The organism is Flavobacterium sp. C4GT6 (assembly GCF_036347315.1).
In the GTDB taxonomy this organism is placed as follows: domain Bacteria; phylum Bacteroidota; class Bacteroidia; order Flavobacteriales; family Flavobacteriaceae; genus Flavobacterium.
Map to the genome: position 1 here is coordinate 16157 of NZ_JAZGZU010000007.1, position 16058 is coordinate 32214.

Genomic DNA, 16058 nt, shown 5'->3' on the forward strand with positions numbered 1-16058 from the left:
TGTGACTAGTTGCGTCCGTTTTCATCAGGATACAGTAAATGCACGGGGTCACTTTGCCAGTATTCTTTAGTGTTAGCGTCCATAATGGTTAAAGGACCTTTAAAAGCTGCTCCTGTATCCACGTTCCAAACATTAGCTTTGTTTATGGGTATGGTTTCACCTATTCGAGTAACGGGAGTGTGCCCTATAAATATTTCCCTGTACAGTGTAAAACGTTTTGGGTAATAAGGATCGTCTTTGGGCATGGTTTCATCCAGCGCTAAAGCCGTTTCCCAAAGGGTTCTTTCCCAGTAGAACATCTTACTGAAGTATTCGTTTTGTACACCGTTAAGGTTTGTAAAGCCGGCATGGACAAACAATCGGTTATTGTCATCCAAATGATAGTTTTGCAGGCTTTCCATAAAGTCGATATGTTGTTCCTTTTGACTGTCAGTAACCTTGAGGTAAGATTGAGTTGTGACCCTGCCACCATGCATAAACCACTGTTCAGTATGGCTGCCTGTTTTAAGCCAGTCTGTAAGCAGGTCATCATGATTACCACGCATAAATATGCATTGGTACTCCTGTTTAAGTTGTATCAAAAAATCAATAACCTCTGGAGACTGTCCCCATCCGTCAACATAATCCCCTAAAAAAATAAGGAGGTCATTTCGGGTTACGGCTGCCCTTTCCAGTATTTGCTGCAGTGCCTTGAAAGCACCGTGTATGTCGCCAATTACAAGTGTTCTGCTCATTTTACAAGTTTACAAAAAAATACAGGACAGAAAAGATTAAAAAAAATGTAAAGTAAAAGAGATATATCTAATCATTTAAAAAGTGTATTTTTATGTCTCAAACCAATTAAAAACCACAGTAATGAAAAAAATCCTTACCTTATTCCTGGCGGGAACGCTGGGATGTTTTGCGCAAACCCCTGTTGAAGGCTTTGAAGACGTAGTTTTTCCACCAGATGGCTGGAACACATATGATAATGGAGTAGGTTATATACATTTTTGGAAACAAACTATAGAAGCAAATCCTTTCACTCCTCCTTATGAAGGAAATTATGCGGCATTTATTGACCGTGAGAATGTACCTAATGTATATGGTACTGCTCAAGACTGGCTCGTAACTCCTTATATGACTGTTACAGGTAATAGTCCGGCAATTCATTTTTATTCAAGGTTAACTTTAAACGGTGATCAGGGGAGTATTTACAGAATTATGATGAGCACTAACCCTGACTCTTCAAATCTTGGAGATTATACGGTTGTTAAAGAGTGGACTGAGCTTGAAATTAACCCTGTGCAAATGGAATACCGAGAGATATATGTGCCTATACCACAAGAAGCTATAGGACAGCAGGTTTATTTCGCTTTTGTAATGGAGAATGATTATGGCGACAGATGGTTAATTGATAATGTGTCTTTTATAGAAGATTACTGTGAGCAACCTACAAATCTTGATGCTTCTGTTACTGTGCCTAATTCGGCTACCCTCAGCTGGACAGGTGTAAATCAATCGCTTTGGGAGGTTGAGTTTTTGGCTTCAAACGAAAATCCTACGGGCACTGGTTTATTGGTAAGCGAAAACAGTTATACTGTAACCGGGCTTGCTGCAGGAAACTACAAATATTATGTAAGAGCTGTATGCTCTGAAACCAATCAAAGTGAATGGTCAGGTCCTTATAGTTTTATACTTTATAATGGTATAGACGGTATTGTTAGTTATGACAGTGATAAAGACAAAGAGTGTGATTCTCCGCTAGAAGGGGCAGAGGTAATACTTACAGTAAATGAAGGAGAGTATGTATATACAACTTATACAGACAGTCTTGGGTATTATAGTTTTTATCCTTTAATCTTTAGTACTGCTAATGTGAATTTAGAGGTCACTGCTCCCGAAGGATTCAAAGAAATTGACCCTGTAGCTTTGTCTGTTGATTTTAGTGTTCAGCCCGATGTAAGTATTGATATGTGTTTTGATAAAGTGAAAAAACACTTGCCTGATAACATTGAGGTGGAAGCGAAGAGTGCTAACAATTTTAGTGATACTCAGTTTTCAGTATATCCTAACCCAGTTACAGAGAGGCTTTATTTCACTTTACAAAACAACGAACAGCTAACAACTGTACAGGTGTTTGATGTAAACGGTAAACTGTGCATTGAACAGAATAAGCCACAAGGCAGTTTGGACGTACAAAAACTCCAGCCGGGCTTATACTTTATAAAGCTCAGCACTGTTACAGAAACAAAAAATATTAAGTTTATTAAACAATAGTAAAAGGCAGGTTTTAAACCTGCCTTTTTTGTAATTCGTTATTATTAAGTGTTTTAAATGGTTTTTTGCGTGTAGAAATGTAAGCAAATACTGATTTATATTAAAAATAAAAATGTATTTTTGAATAAAAACCAATTTAACCGCTTATGAAAAAGAAATTACTCACATTGTTTTTAGCAATGTCAATGGGCTGTTTTGCCCAAGCTCAACAGGCTATTGAAGGATTTGAGGGGGATGTTTTTCCTCCTGAAGGATGGACTATTTACGACAATGGGGTTGGAGTATTACAATCCTGGACCCGAATAAATCCTGGAGATGCTTTTTTACCTCCTTATGAGGGAGATTATGCCGCTTTTATAGATAGGGAAGATGTTCCGGATGGTAATATTGCTCAAGACTGGCTTGTAACTCCTTCAGTAACTGTTGCAGGTGAAAACCCTGCACTTCATTTTTATTCAAGATTAACCCTTAATGGCGATCAGGGTACCAATTACATGATTATGTTAAGTACCGGTTCAGATCCGTCAGATCTTGGAAGTTATATTTCCTTACAGGAGTGGACTGAATATGAAATTAACCCTCAGCAACAGGAGTATAATGAAATATTTGTTCCAATCCCTGAAGCTTATGTTGGGCAGCAGGTTTATTTAGCTTTTGTTATGGAAGGGGATAATCAGGACCGATGGGCTATAGATAACGTTTCAGTTGTCGAATCGTATTGTCTTGAACCGTATGATGTGATTATCTCTGATATTACAGATGCATCGGCGACTGTTAGCTGGACCGGTAACGGAGAAACACAATGGGAACTGGAGATCATGGCTGCGGATAACCAACCGACAGGAAGTGGTGTAATAGCTGAAGAAAATACGTATATTATAACTGATATTGGAATAGGAGCGTATAAAGTTTATTTAAGAGCAATATGTTCTGAAACTTCACAAAGTCCATGGATAGGACCATTCTACTTTGATAACATGAATAGTTTTAGTGGCGTGGTTAATTACGATAGTGATGGAGATGAGATTTGTGATACACCTCTTGCAGGAGTAGAAGTAGTTGTGACCATTGGAGATGAACAAATATCCCTTTATACAGATGATGAGGGGTATTATAGCCTGGGACAATTGGAATATGATTTACTGGATGTTTCCATTCAGGTCAATGCTCCTTACGGGTTTGAAACCATGCCTTTATATCAGGAGAATCTTGATTTTAGTAATGATGATGTTACTGTAGATTTTTGTTATGATATGCCCGATCCTGTTACTGATTTAGCAGTAATCCTTATCCCTACAAACCTTGCAAGACCCGGGTTTGTGAGTCATTATGATTTATTAGTAAAAAATAATGGTACAGTAGCAGTAGCTTCGGCAACTGTATCAATAACATTTGATGATGATAAGCTTAACTTTGATTTTGCCTCTGAGCCATATACTGTTACAGGTAATGTTTTAAGCTTTGAAGTTACAGATATACCGGCACTATCAACAAAAAATATTGATGTTGATTTTTATTTACTAACTCCTCCTGATAATGAAGAAGGGGATGTGTTAACATATACATCGGAGGTTACAATCGCTGAAACGGAGAATACTCTGGAAGACAATACAGCTGTATTAGACCAAACAGTAGTAAACGCTAACGATCCTAATGATATTACGGTACATGAAGGTGATGAAATTACAATAGACGAAGCCGAAGGTTACCTGCATTATACTATTCGTTTTCAAAATGTGGGAACAGCATCTGCCGTTAATATAAAGCTGCATAATGTGCTTGATGATAATTTTGAATGGGATACTTTTGAGCCATTGGCTTCCAGTCACGATTATGTAGTTGCAAGACAGGGTAATTTACTTGAGTACCGTTTTGATGAAATTTATCTGGCCGATAGTACATCAGACGAACCTGCAAGCCATGGTTATGTAACCTACAGAATTAAGCCAAAAAACTCTGTTGTTTTAGGAGATACGTTTGAAAGTACTGCCGATATTTATTTTGATTTTAATGCGGCGGTAGTGACTAATACTGCTAATACCGAGATAATAGAACTGTTAGGTGTTGACCAATATACTGTTAATAATTTTGTTTTATACCCTAACCCGGTTAGTGACAGACTTTATTTTGGTTCTCAAAACGGAGAGGAACTAACATCGGTACAGGTTTATGATGTGAATGGAAAACTATGCCTGGAACAAAACAATCCGCAAAGAGATATAAATGTACAAACTCTACAACCGGGCTTATACTTTATAAAACTCAGCACTCAGGGCGCAGTACAAAACATGAAATTTATTAAGAAGTAATAATAAAAAAGGCAGGTTTTAAATCTGCCTTTTTTATTTATGAATATTTCATTTTTCGTAATACACGCATGGCCTCTTTAAAGGAAACATATACCGATGGGTCTTCGTAAGCCTTTAGTAGCGGTTTAGCATCTACCAGTCTGTCTTTAGCATCTTCAAATCCGTTTAAATAGCAAATCATAAAGGTGGAAGGGAGGTTGTTCATATCCTTTTTTTCCCTTTCTGATAGTGATATGCCTTTTTCCAGCTTTGCCAAAAGGGAGAGATTGGAATTGTAAATATGATACATCATTTTACGATTGTACTGTGGCGGATCGAATATCAGGTTAGAATCAATCTTGTAGTATCCATTATCATGAAAACGAATGGTTACTTCTTCTAACGGATAATAGCTGGTTTTGTCATTAAGGCCAAGTGATACGTATTCGGTAATGGAAAAAGTATCATCGGTATGGTCAATGCTCACTTCATCTAAAGCAGAATAGAACAGCTTTACCTGTTCGTTTATCAGTTCTATATCCACTCTGGAATAATAGGTTTTACCTCTAACCACCTTTTTATTTCCTGCCCAGCACACTATAAACAGTTCTTTGAACACTTTATAGCCCGATGTCATATCCTTATGGCGGTTGTTGAGAAAATCGAGCACACCTTCTAACGTATGGGCAATACTGTTGCGGGAATTGTTCTCTATATCAATAACCGTAGATGTATTTTGATAGTTTAATGAAGGAACTTCCTCTACCGGAATGGAATTACTGCCCAGTCGCATAAAAACCGTACCCATAGGTATGGTGTGAATATTCTTTTTAAAGTAAGAAATCTTGTTGTTGGGGCGTATGGTTACCAATCCCACCACTTTTTCTTTTGAGAGTTGTGGGAATGGTACGTTTTCATACTGAATGCGGGGCGGATTTTCCAGAAAGGCATTCACTAAATTTTGAATACGGCTGTCATCATAAAAATCGGTCCCTGTTATCTCATTATCATGGTCTTCAACCCCCACAACAATATAAGAGTTGTTAGATGGGTTGGAGTTAGATAGTGCACATATATGCTTAACAAACTTGGCTTTACCTTCTTTAGTATGAAGATTAAGCTGACGCTTCTTGTCATAAAAACTACTCTCATCGTTGTGAGCCAGCAGGTTTTTTATGAGAAGTCGTTTGTTAATCATTGTTTTTAAAGTTACTTGTCCTTTGTTGACTGATTACACTTTTTTGTTTAAAATGGTTGCACTTGCCTGTGCGGTTGGCAGTACCAACAGGTCGGCTATATTTACATGGTATGGCCTTGTTACCACAAAGGTGATAATATCGGCAATATCTTCTGCTTTTAAGGGAGAATACCCCTTGTACACGTTTTCGGCGCGCTCAGTGTCTCCTTTAAAGCGTACTTCAGAGAATTCTGTTGCTACAAGCCCCGGGTTTATTGCTCCGACACGAATACCATATTGGTTTAAATCCATTCGCATACCCTGATTAATAGCGTCAACGGCATGTTTTGAGGCGCAGTATACGTTACCGTTAGGATAAACCTCTTTTCCTGCTATAGAACCAATGTTTATAATGTGTCCGCTGCGACGCTCTACCATACCCGGTATAACCTCATTAGACACATACAGTAGCCCTTTTACGTTAATATCCAGCATGGCATCCCAGTCGTCTACATCTCCGTTTTCAATAGGGTCAAGGCCATGGGCATTACCGGCGTTGTTTATCAGTATGTCTATGTTTTTCATGTCGTCCGGGATTGACTGTATTGCTTCGGCAACCGCCTTTTTGTCCCTAACGTCAAAATTAAGCGTGTGTACTTGTGTTAATCCGGAAAACTCATCCTGAAGCTCGGCCAGACGTTCTTCACGCCTTCCGCATAAAATAAGCCTGAAATGATTTTTTGCGAAGTAAGTGGCTGTAGCCATACCTATACCGCTGGTAGCTCCCGTTATTAATGCTGTTTTCATAGTGGTACCTAGTTAATGTTATGCTATTCTTATTTAGTTTTGTATTGTTTATTAAGGCACTTTATTCCCTATGCTTTCTGTCCAAATGGCAAACCAGTCTTCCAACTCCAGTTGTACATCTACAGCTTTCATCTGGTTTTTAAGCCTGTCAGGATTAGTAGAGCCTGACACAGGGACGATACCTGCCGGGTGTCTTAATATCCATGACAGTAAAATCACATCGGCAGTAACCTCATATTTGACAACCAGTTCCAACAGTAGTTTTTTAAGGCGTTGGGTTTGCTCATTATCTTCTTTAAAAATGCAGCCTATAGGGCTCCATGCCATTGGCTTGATCCCATTAAGTGTCATATAGTCCAGAGAGCCGTCCAGCATAGGTTCAATATGCGTTGCCGAAAATTCTATCTGGTTGCAAAACACTTCAGTTCTAGATTTGATGAGGTCAGTTTGGGAATTGGTAAAGTTAGAAACCCCGAAGAAGCGTATTTTTCCCTCGGCCTTCAGCTCTTCGGCAGCCTCTGCAATTTCATCGGCATCCATAAGCGGACTCGGCCTGTGCAGCAGTAGTATATCAAGATAATCAGTTTCCAGGTTTTTAAGCGAACCTTCTGCCGAATTGATAATATAATCTTTAGAATAATCGTAATGCTTTACCTTATTGTTGCGTGTGCCTATGGTGTGCTGAATACCGCATTTAGAGATGATTTGTACATCTTCCCTTTTTACCCCGCTATGGGTAAAGGCCTTTCCAAATTCACCTTCGGTAGTATAACCGCCATATATGTCGGCATGGTCAAAAGTGGTGATTCCGTACTCAATGCATTTGTGAATCATTTCTGACATTTCGGCAGTGCTGAATTTTCTGCTCCACTCACCCCAGTTCATAGCACCGGCTATAATGGGAGATAACTTAATATCCATATATTTTTAATAAGATTTTTATTGTGATAAATTTACGTTTTTATATACTTAAACAGCGCTGTGTTCGTTTTAATTGCTGCAATTTTTATCGATTTTACAGTTCTTTTGGCTTAAAATTATAAAAACAATGGACTGATTTGTTATAACTTGGATGTTTTGATGTAGCATTAACACTACGTTAACAACAAAAATGCAATTTCGGCAATGAATTTGTAATGTAAAAAAAGCTTATTAACTTCACACTTCTAAACTCTATATATTATGGAAGAAAATACTGCCGCTTTAGACATAAGGGCAATTAATGAGAAAATAGAAAGAGAAAGTGCTTTTGTAGACCTGCTTGTTATGGAAATGAACAAGGTTATTGTAGGGCAAAAGTATATGATAGAACGTCTTTTGATAGGACTTCTGGGTCAGGGTCACATCTTGCTTGAAGGTGTACCGGGACTGGCAAAAACCCTAGCTATTAATACCCTTTCGCAGGCGGTGCATGGAAGCTTTAGCCGTATACAGTTTACGCCCGATTTACTTCCTGCCGATGTAGTGGGTACCATGATTTATAACATAAAAGAAAACGAATTCAGCATTAAGAAGGGGCCTATTTTTGCTAATTTCGTTCTTGCCGATGAGATTAACAGGGCTCCTGCAAAAGTGCAGTCGGCATTGCTTGAGGCCATGCAGGAAAAGCAGGTTACCATTGGGGAGACCACCTTTAAGCTGGAAAAACCTTTCCTTGTAATGGCTACGCAAAACCCGGTGGAGCAGGAAGGTACTTATCCGTTACCTGAAGCACAGGTTGACCGTTTTATGCTGAAAGCCGTTATTGACTATCCAAAAATTGAAGACGAGCGTATGGTTGTACGCCAAAACCTTGCAGGGTCGTTTGATAAGGTAAACCAGGTAGTGTCGCTGGAGCAGATATTAAGGGCGCAACAGGCCGTTCGTGAAGTATATATGGACGAGAAAATAGAGAAGTACATACTTGACCTGATTTTTGCCACGCGTTACCCTGAACAGTACAACTTAAGCGAACTGAAACCACTTATAAGTTTTGGTTCATCACCAAGGGGAAGTATCAACCTTGCACTGGCATCAAAATGTTATGCCTTTATCAAGAGAAGAGGTTATGTAGTGCCTGAAGATGTTAGGGCAGTAGTACATGATGTGCTTCGTCACAGAATTGGTGTTACCTATGAGGCCGAGGCCGAAAACATAACTTCTATGGATATTATTAACAAGATAGTAAACCAGGTAGAGGTGCCATAAACCGTCATAAAGTCAAATGTCATAAAGGGATAAGCGGTATCGCTATGCTTTATGACTTTAAAAACGTTAGACTTTTAGACTGTAAAGATTATGGATACAAAAGAGATATTAAAAAAGGTACGTAAAATAGAGATAAAAACCCGAAGGTTGAGTGATCATATATTCTCGGGTGAATATCATACATCCTTTAAAGGCCGTGGTATGACCTTTAGCGAGGTGCGCCAGTACCAGTTTGGAGACGATGTAAGGGCTATAGACTGGAATGTTACTGCACGTTACAATGAACCATACATCAAGGTTTTTGAAGAAGAGCGTGAGCTTACCATGATGCTTATGGCCGATGTGAGTGGCTCTGAAAGCTTTGGTACCAAAAGCCAGTTCAAAAGGGAAATTGTAACCGAGATTGCGGCTACCATGGCATTTTCGGCAACACAAAACAATGACAAAATCGGGCTTATCCTTTTTTCAGATGAAATAGAACTTTTTATTCCGCCTAAAAAAGGAAAATCACACGTACTGCGTATTATTCGTGAGCTTATAGAGTTTCAGCCTAAAAGCAAAAAGACTGATGTTTCGCAGGCACTTAAATTTCTGTCGGGCGTATTGAAGAAAAAAGCCATTGTTTTCCTTATATCAGATTTTATGTCGGACGACTATGAACACAATCTGAAAATAGCAGCCAAAAGACACGATATTACAGGTGTTAGAGTATACGACCAACGTGAGGAAAAAATACCAAATCTGGGCCTTGTAAACATGACCGATGCAGAAACCGGACAGACTATGCTGGTAAATACCGGATCAAAACAGGTAAGGCTGGAGTATGAAAAATACTATCAGGGCAAAGTAAAATACTTTAACGAAACCTTTAGCCGATGTGGTGCCGGGTCTTTAAGTACTCGTGTAGACGAGTCGTATGTCACTAAGCTGCTGGGCTATTTTAAATCACGATAGTTTGGGTTAATAATCATGATAAAAATGACCAAAACAAAATTATTTTCGTTTTTGCTGATGTTGCTTGCGGTTAGTGCATTTGCACAGCAAAAGCAGGTGGAAACTAGTATCGACTCCACTAAAATCAAAATAGGGTCGCAGTTTCACCTTACTTTAAAAACCACTGTAGATACGGCAGCTAACGTAGGCTTTCCTGAAGGAAAGAACTTCGGGCAGCTGGAGGTGCTTGAATCCTATCCTACAGATACGGTAAAGAAAGGTGCACTGTATGAACTTATTAAAAAATACGGACTTACACAGTTTGACTCCGGGCGCTATGTAATACCAAGCCTTCCGGTTATTATAGACAATGAGCCATATCAAACCGATTCGCTTAGTATAGAGGTAGCCAATGTAAAGGTAGATACGCTAAAACAAAAAATGTATGACATTAAGGATATAGCCACAGCCGAATCTAAAATGAGCTGGTGGTGGCTGTATGTATTGTTAGGACTGGCAGCGCTTGGTGTAGCCGGTTATTTTGTTTACAGGTATCTTAAAAACAGAAAAGTTGCCCCAAAAGAAGCACCTGTTGTATTTTCAAGCCCTATAGAAAAAGCTACGGTTAAGCTTAGGGATTTGGAGAAAAAAGATCTTTTACAGCGAGGAGCGATAAAGGATTACTACAGTGAACTTACCGATATTGCCCGTACTTACATTGAAGAAGCGATACACGTGCCTGCAATGGAAAGTACTACGAGCGAACTTATAGAAGCAATGCGTGCCGCAGTATCGCGTAAACGTATGGCGCTTACAAGGGAAACTTTTGAAGAGCTTGAAAAAGTACTCCGCACGGCAGATATGGTAAAGTTTGCCAAGTCCAAGCCGCTTGATTTTGAGGTGGCAGAAGACCGAATGAAAATAGAAAAAACCATTGTAGTTATAGATAAGTCCATTCCGGAAGAGAAGGAAGAAGACGAAGAACATACACTGGCATGGCTTGAAAAACAACGTCAGAAAGAGGCCAAAAGAAAAAAGAATATAATTATTGGTAGCTCAATAGGGGTAGTAGTACTACTTATTGCAGGTTTTTTGGTGTTTAAAGGAGTTGGTTTTATTAAGGATAACTTCTCACCAACAAATCAGTTGCTAAAAGCCGAATGGGTAAAAAGCCAGTATGGTAGCCCGGGTGTTATTATAGAAACACCTAAGGTACTTAAAAGGGCAGATGTCGATAAAACTATACCTAAGGAAGCTATTGCTGTTGTCAAAGAGATGCAAATGTTTACTTATGGCATGCAGTTCAGTAATTTTTATGTGGCGGTTTCTACGCTTAGCTATAAAAAACCTACAGATGTAAAACTGGATATGCTTTTTGATGATATGTCTAAACAATGGGAAGCCTTAAAGGCAAAAGATATATTGGTAAAACAGGAGAGCTTTACTACACCTGATGGTGCCGAAGGCTTAAGGGCTTATGGTAGTATGAGCATGCCAAATCCATTAGGTGATGGTGGTGTGAAATACGATTATGAGATACTGTATTTCAAACAGGCAAACGGTATACAACAGGTGGTAATGATGTATCCTGCAACAGATGAGGATGCTCCTAAAATTGTGGACAGAATTAAAAACTCAGTCGAATTCAGAAAACAAAACTAAGATGAAAGATGTCACTTTTTTACATCCCGGTTTCTTTTGGCTGTTTACATTACTGCCACTGGCTATAGGATGGTATATATGGAAAAGAAAACAGCAAACGGCTACCCTTAAAATAAGCTCGGTAAACGGATTTAAGGTAAAACCGTCACTGCTGGCAAAATTAAAACCAATGCTGTTTGTGTTCAGGGTACTGGCTTTAAGTGCTATGATTATAGCAATGGCAAGACCACGAAGTGTGGATGTGGATAGTAAAACAAAAACTACCCGCGGTATTGATATCGTTATGGCGATAGATGTTTCGGGGAGTATGCTGGCAAAAGATTTAAAACCTAACAGGCTTGAGGCGCTTAAAACCGTTGCCGAAAAATTTGTGGACGAAAGACCTAACGACCGTATTGGACTTGTGGTTTATGCAGGGGAGAGCTATACTAAAACCCCTGTTACCAGTGATAAGGAAATGGTAAAGGCAGCTATAGAGGCGGTTAAATATGACGACAGGGTGCTGGAAGACGGTACCGGTATAGGCGTGGGGCTTGCTACGGCGATTAACAGGTTAAAGGAAAGTAAGGCGAAAAGCCGTATCATAATATTGCTTACCGATGGTGTAAACAATGCCGGATTTATTGACCCAAGGATGGCTGCCGATATTGCCAAGGAATACGGAATAAAGGTATATACCATTGGGCTTGGTACCAACGGCAATGCTGAAATGCCTTATGCAAGGAGACCAAACGGTGAATGGGTATACAGGACTATGAAAGTAGAGCTTGATGAGGCACTGATGAAAGAGATTGCCGAAAAGACTGACGGACAGTATTTCAGGGCAAACTCAAACAGCAAGCTTGAAGCGATTTATGACGAGATCAATAAGCTTGAAAAAACCGAAATAAAAGAGCTTAAGTATTATAATTATACCGAAAAGTACAGGCCATACCTGTGGTTTGCTTTCGGGTTGCTGCTTATTGAGATCATTGTAAGAAAAACGGTTTACAGAAGTTTTATTTAATTATGTACGAATTAGACGAGTCAAAATATTTGTATTTGTTTGGGGTGCTGCCGGTTTTGGTACTGCTGTTCCTTTTTAACTTATACTGGAAAAGAAAAAAACAACGTGAGTTTGGTGATACCGATTTAGTGAAGCGACTAACTCCCGAAAAATCGGTGTTTAAACCTGTGCTTAAATTTATAGTACTTATGCTGGCACTTTCGGGTATTATACTGGCTTTAGTAAATCCTAAAATCGGTACTAAGACCGAAACAGTTAAACGCGAAGGTATAGATATTGTTTTTGCCATTGACGTATCCAAGAGTATGCTTGCCGAAGATATTGCTCCAAACAGGCTGGAAAAAGCCAAACAGATAGTATCGCAAATCATCAATCAGCTGGGAACCGACAGGATTGGTATTATAGGATATGCGGGAGGTGCTTATCCGGTACTGCCTATCACGTCTGATTACAGCGTGGCAAAAATGTACCTGCAAAACATGAATACCGATATGGTTTCGTCTCAGGGAACAGCCCTTAGTCAGGCAATAGAGTTGGCTACTACTTATTATGATGATCCGCAAACCAGTAAATTGCTTGTACTTATCAGTGATGGTGAAGACCACGGAGAAGGATCGATGGAAGCTGCCGAAGCCGCGAAGGAAAAGGGAATAAAAATTATCACTATAGGTGTGGGTACCGAAAAAGGAGGGACCATTCCGCTAAAGCGTAACGGAGTAACGGAGAGTTACAAACGTGATAAGGATGGCGAGGTAGTAATTACCAAACTATATCCTGATGCGCTTAAAACTATTGCCGAACGTTCTAATGGTGGTTATATTTATGGCGGAAATACCAGAGAGGTGACTGAATATGTAAAAAAAGCGCTTGATAATATAGAGAAAACCGAATTTGAGTCGAAAGAGATTGCTACTTACGATTCACAATATCAGTGGTTTTTAGGGGCAGCATTTTTACTGCTGTTTATAGATGTTTTCCTTTTAGACAGGAAAACGGCATGGATAAGGAAGTTAAACCTTTTTAATGAAAAAGAATAGATGAAAGGATTAGTAACATATAGTTTGCTTTTATGCTCGCTTGTGGCTTTCTCCCAGGAAAAGGAGAAGGACAAAAAAGACGAATACCTTTCAAAAGGAAATAAGGAATTCTCTAAAAAGGAATACAGGAATGCTGAGGCTGATTACAGGATTTCACAATCCAGAAATCCAGCCAATTCGCAATCCATGTATAACCTTGGGAATGCCATTTACAGGCAGGGTAAGCCAGGCGAAGCCATGTATGCCTATTTTGATGCCATAGAAAAGGCTGAGACCAAGAAAGACAAACACAGGGCTTACCATAATCTGGGTAATATGCTCATGGAGCAAAAGGATTACCAAACAGCTGTAGAGGCTTACTGTAATGCTTTACGGAATGATCCTTATGATGAGGAAACGCGTTATAATTTTGCATTGGCTAAGGAAATGCTGAAAAACAATCCGCCGCAAAATCAAAACCAGAACGAGGATAAGAACGACGAGAACAAGGATCAGAATAAAGACAAAAACGACAAGAATCAGGATAAAAACCAGTCGGGAGATAATAAGGACGACAAGAACAAAAAACCTGAAGACAAAGGTAACGACCCTAAAAAAGATAAGGGAGACGACCAGAAGGACAAAGGTGGTAAGGAAGATAAAGATAAGCAGGATGATAAAGGTCAAAACAAACCCGGCGACGGCCAACAGGGAGATCAGGACCAGAAACCACAACAGGCAAGTCCTTCAAAACAACGAATGGAAAATCTGCTTGATGCCATGAATAACGAAGAGAAAAAAGTTCAGGACAAGATAAATGCCGAAAAAGTAAAAGGCGTACCACGTAACAGGGAAGAAAAAGACTGGTAACAGTTTAAAAAGATTGGATACTTATTTGAAAAATATATATTGTTCAGATTAAGGAATTGAAAACGATGAAAAGATACATCTTACTAATACTATTGTTATTTGCGCAGGGTATGTTTGCCCAGGACGTTGAGTTTAAAGCCGAACCCAGCCGAACCAAACTGGGGGTAAACGAGCGCCTTAGGATAAGTTTTACCATGAACAAGGACGGAGATAACCTTGTACCACCTTCTTTTAACGGATTTAGGGCACAGGGACCTATGCAAAGTATAAGGAACTCATGGGTAAACGGTAAGCATACGTACAACAAAAGTTATGACTATACCCTTATACCTACCTCAAAGGGTACTTTTACCATAGGTTCGGCCAGTATTGAAATAGAAGGTAAAATATATAAAACAGATCCGGTTACCATAACCATAGGTGATGCGGTTAAGATTTTAGATCCGTTTGAAGCTGCCAAGCAAAGTGCTGCCGAGGGTATTCACCTTGTGGCTGAGGTAAGTAACAGTAACCCATACATTAACGAACCGGTTAGTGTGGTATATAAGCTGTATGTTAGTCAAAACAGTAGTGTAACCAATTTTTATGAAACCGAAAATCCTAAGTTCAACGATTTTTGGAGTCAGACAGATCGTACCGATCCTCAAAACCTTAAGATAGAAAAAGGAATGTATAACGGGGAAATGTACCGTTATGTGGTATTACAAAAAACAGTGCTATATCCGCAAAAAAGCGGTAAGCTTGAAATAGAACCTCTATTGCTTAATGTGACCTTGCAGGTGCCTACAGAGCGTAACCGTTTTGGTTTTGTGAGTTATTCTAATGAGGACAAGGTAGTGTCTTCAGGCAGTAAATACATCAATGTTAAGGCCTTGCCAGATGAAGGCAGGCCGGATGATTTTACAGGGGCTGTAGGTAATTTTGATTTTAAGGTGACGCCTTCCAAAACGAATTTAGAAACGGGAGAATCATTACAGCTGGATGTAACTGTTAGCGGGAAAGGTAATCTTAAATTGTTCACACTGCCTAAACCGGTAGTACCTTCGGCTCTTGATATGTTTGATCCTGAGCATAAAGAAAACGTATCGGTACCATTAACAGGTATGACGGGTAAAATATCCGATGTTTATACCATAGTGCCACAAAACAGAGGTAAATACCCTATTAAGCCACTTTCGTTCTCATATTTTGATCCAAAGGCAGGTAAGTATAAAACCATAACTTCTCAGGATATTATGATTGAAGCTACAGGAGATGCCGTGGCTTCAAATGGACCATCTGACAGTACTTCTGTTCAAAAAGAATCGGTACAGTCGTCACAGCAGTTTAGGTTTGTGGATCTTGATACCAAACTGGTGGCTATGGACAGGGAAGATTTCTTTGGTTCGGGACTGTTTTACTCGTTGCTATTTGTTCCGTTCCTATTAATACCGGTAATAGTATTGGTAAGGAAGAAAAAAGAGGCTTACGACAGCGATGTGGTAGGTAACAAAATAAGACAGAACAACAAACTGGCTAAAAAATATCTTTCTGCAGCCAAGAAAGAGCTGGGTAATAAGGAGGCATTTTACGTAGCGCTTGAAAAAGCTCTTCATAATTTCCTTAAAGCTAAGCTGCGCATTGAGACTTCCGAAATGAGTAAACAAAATATAGAGGAACTGTTGCTTAACCGAAAAGCAGATGCACAAACGGTAACTAATTTTATTAAGATAATGGATAGTTGTGAGTTTGCCCGTTATGCACCATCATCGGGTACGGCAATGCAGCAGGATTATGAAAGTGCGGTAACGGTAATAACCGCTTTAGAGAAACAGGTGTAACGTGTTTTTTGAATCAGGCAAAGTAGAGATACA

13 protein-coding genes are annotated in these 16058 nt (G+C 39.4%); 9 read left to right on the top strand and 4 right to left on the bottom strand.

The features are described from left to right. Nucleotides 1–5 precede the first annotated feature (5 nt). The gene (locus V3Z67_RS09965; RefSeq protein WP_330443164.1) at nucleotides 6–734 is read right to left on the bottom strand and encodes a metallophosphoesterase family protein; all 729 of its coding nucleotides are present in this window, start codon (nucleotides 732–734) and stop codon (nucleotides 6–8) included. Nucleotides 735–855: 121 nt separating this feature from the next. Here V3Z67_RS09965 and V3Z67_RS09970 point away from each other — a divergent pair, with 121 nt between their 5' ends. Further along, nucleotides 856–2259, top strand: a complete 1404-nt coding sequence (locus V3Z67_RS09970) for a T9SS-dependent choice-of-anchor J family protein (RefSeq protein ID WP_330443165.1) — start codon at nucleotides 856–858, stop codon at nucleotides 2257–2259. Between the two features lie 146 nt (nucleotides 2260–2405). Beyond that, a complete protein-coding gene (locus tag V3Z67_RS09975) occupies nucleotides 2406–4568 on the top strand; it encodes a T9SS-dependent choice-of-anchor J family protein (protein WP_330443166.1) in 2163 nt (720 codons plus the stop codon). 37 nt (nucleotides 4569–4605) lie between these two features. On the opposite strand, the gene V3Z67_RS09980 is transcribed toward V3Z67_RS09975, so the two are convergent. From V3Z67_RS09980 to V3Z67_RS09990, 3 genes are read right to left on the bottom strand one after another with little or no spacing between them, the layout of a single operon-like run. Next, a complete protein-coding gene (locus V3Z67_RS09980) occupies nucleotides 4606–5745 on the bottom strand; it encodes an ATP-binding protein (RefSeq protein ID WP_330443167.1) in 1140 nt (379 codons plus the stop codon). 33 nt (nucleotides 5746–5778) lie between these two features. Then, nucleotides 5779–6531 (bottom strand): SDR family NAD(P)-dependent oxidoreductase, encoded by a 753-nt coding sequence (locus tag V3Z67_RS09985; protein WP_330443168.1) that lies wholly within the window; start codon nucleotides 6529–6531, stop codon nucleotides 5779–5781. Nucleotides 6532–6582: 51 nt separating this feature from the next. After that, complete coding sequence (locus V3Z67_RS09990; RefSeq protein WP_330443169.1) at nucleotides 6583–7452, bottom strand: aldo/keto reductase; 870 nt, start codon at nucleotides 7450–7452, stop codon at nucleotides 6583–6585. Between the two features lie 261 nt (nucleotides 7453–7713). Between V3Z67_RS09990 and V3Z67_RS09995 the strand changes: the two genes are divergently transcribed. From V3Z67_RS09995 to V3Z67_RS10025, 7 genes are all read left to right on the top strand, one after another. Further along, nucleotides 7714–8718: an AAA family ATPase gene (locus tag V3Z67_RS09995; RefSeq protein WP_035133130.1), complete on the top strand. Its 1005-nt coding sequence runs from the start codon at nucleotides 7714–7716 to the stop codon at nucleotides 8716–8718. Nucleotides 8719–8808: 90 nt separating this feature from the next. Continuing rightward, nucleotides 8809–9672 carry a DUF58 domain-containing protein gene (locus tag V3Z67_RS10000; protein ID WP_330443170.1) on the top strand — a complete coding sequence of 288 codons (864 nt, stop codon included), beginning with the start codon at nucleotides 8809–8811 and terminating at the stop codon, nucleotides 9670–9672. Nucleotides 9673–9696: 24 nt separating this feature from the next. After that, nucleotides 9697–11313 carry a BatD family protein gene (locus V3Z67_RS10005; protein WP_330443171.1) on the top strand — a complete coding sequence of 539 codons (1617 nt, stop codon included), beginning with the start codon at nucleotides 9697–9699 and terminating at the stop codon, nucleotides 11311–11313. Between the two features lies 1 nt (nucleotide 11314). Then, nucleotides 11315–12319 carry a vWA domain-containing protein gene (locus V3Z67_RS10010; protein WP_330443172.1) on the top strand — a complete coding sequence of 335 codons (1005 nt, stop codon included), beginning with the start codon at nucleotides 11315–11317 and terminating at the stop codon, nucleotides 12317–12319. Nucleotides 12320–12321: 2 nt separating this feature from the next. Next, nucleotides 12322–13356: a vWA domain-containing protein gene (locus V3Z67_RS10015; RefSeq protein WP_330443173.1), complete on the top strand. Its 1035-nt coding sequence runs from the start codon at nucleotides 12322–12324 to the stop codon at nucleotides 13354–13356. Continuing rightward, on the top strand, nucleotides 13357–14205 hold the full coding sequence (locus tag V3Z67_RS10020; protein ID WP_330443174.1) for a tetratricopeptide repeat protein: 849 nt from the start codon (nucleotides 13357–13359) through the stop codon (nucleotides 14203–14205). A gap of 65 nt (nucleotides 14206–14270) precedes the next feature. Beyond that, nucleotides 14271–16025, top strand: a complete 1755-nt coding sequence (locus V3Z67_RS10025; protein WP_330443175.1) for a BatD family protein — start codon at nucleotides 14271–14273, stop codon at nucleotides 16023–16025. Nucleotides 16026–16058 lie beyond the last annotated feature (33 nt).

What these genes read in the sequence shown, in the direction of transcription:
- V3Z67_RS09985 (WP_330443168.1), bottom strand. Translation starts at nt 6,531, where the DNA reads ATGAAAACAGCATTAATAACGGGAGCTACCAGCGGTATAGGTATGGCT.
- V3Z67_RS09975 (WP_330443166.1), top strand. Translation starts at nt 2,406, where the DNA reads ATGAAAAAGAAATTACTCACATTGTTTTTAGCAATGTCAATGGGCTGT.
- V3Z67_RS10010 (WP_330443172.1), top strand. Translation starts at nt 11,315, where the DNA reads ATGAAAGATGTCACTTTTTTACATCCCGGTTTCTTTTGGCTGTTTACA.
- V3Z67_RS09970 (WP_330443165.1), top strand. Translation starts at nt 856, where the DNA reads ATGAAAAAAATCCTTACCTTATTCCTGGCGGGAACGCTGGGATGTTTT.
- V3Z67_RS10005 (WP_330443171.1), top strand. Translation starts at nt 9,697, where the DNA reads ATGACCAAAACAAAATTATTTTCGTTTTTGCTGATGTTGCTTGCGGTT.
- V3Z67_RS09995 (WP_035133130.1), top strand. Translation starts at nt 7,714, where the DNA reads ATGGAAGAAAATACTGCCGCTTTAGACATAAGGGCAATTAATGAGAAA.
- V3Z67_RS10025 (WP_330443175.1), top strand. Translation starts at nt 14,271, where the DNA reads ATGAAAAGATACATCTTACTAATACTATTGTTATTTGCGCAGGGTATG.
- V3Z67_RS09980 (WP_330443167.1), bottom strand. Translation starts at nt 5,745, where the DNA reads ATGATTAACAAACGACTTCTCATAAAAAACCTGCTGGCTCACAACGAT.
- V3Z67_RS10020 (WP_330443174.1), top strand. Translation starts at nt 13,357, where the DNA reads ATGAAAGGATTAGTAACATATAGTTTGCTTTTATGCTCGCTTGTGGCT.
- V3Z67_RS09965 (WP_330443164.1), bottom strand. Translation starts at nt 734, where the DNA reads ATGAGCAGAACACTTGTAATTGGCGACATACACGGTGCTTTCAAGGCA.
- V3Z67_RS10000 (WP_330443170.1), top strand. Translation starts at nt 8,809, where the DNA reads ATGGATACAAAAGAGATATTAAAAAAGGTACGTAAAATAGAGATAAAA.
- V3Z67_RS09990 (WP_330443169.1), bottom strand. Translation starts at nt 7,452, where the DNA reads ATGGATATTAAGTTATCTCCCATTATAGCCGGTGCTATGAACTGGGGT.
- V3Z67_RS10015 (WP_330443173.1), top strand. Translation starts at nt 12,322, where the DNA reads ATGTACGAATTAGACGAGTCAAAATATTTGTATTTGTTTGGGGTGCTG.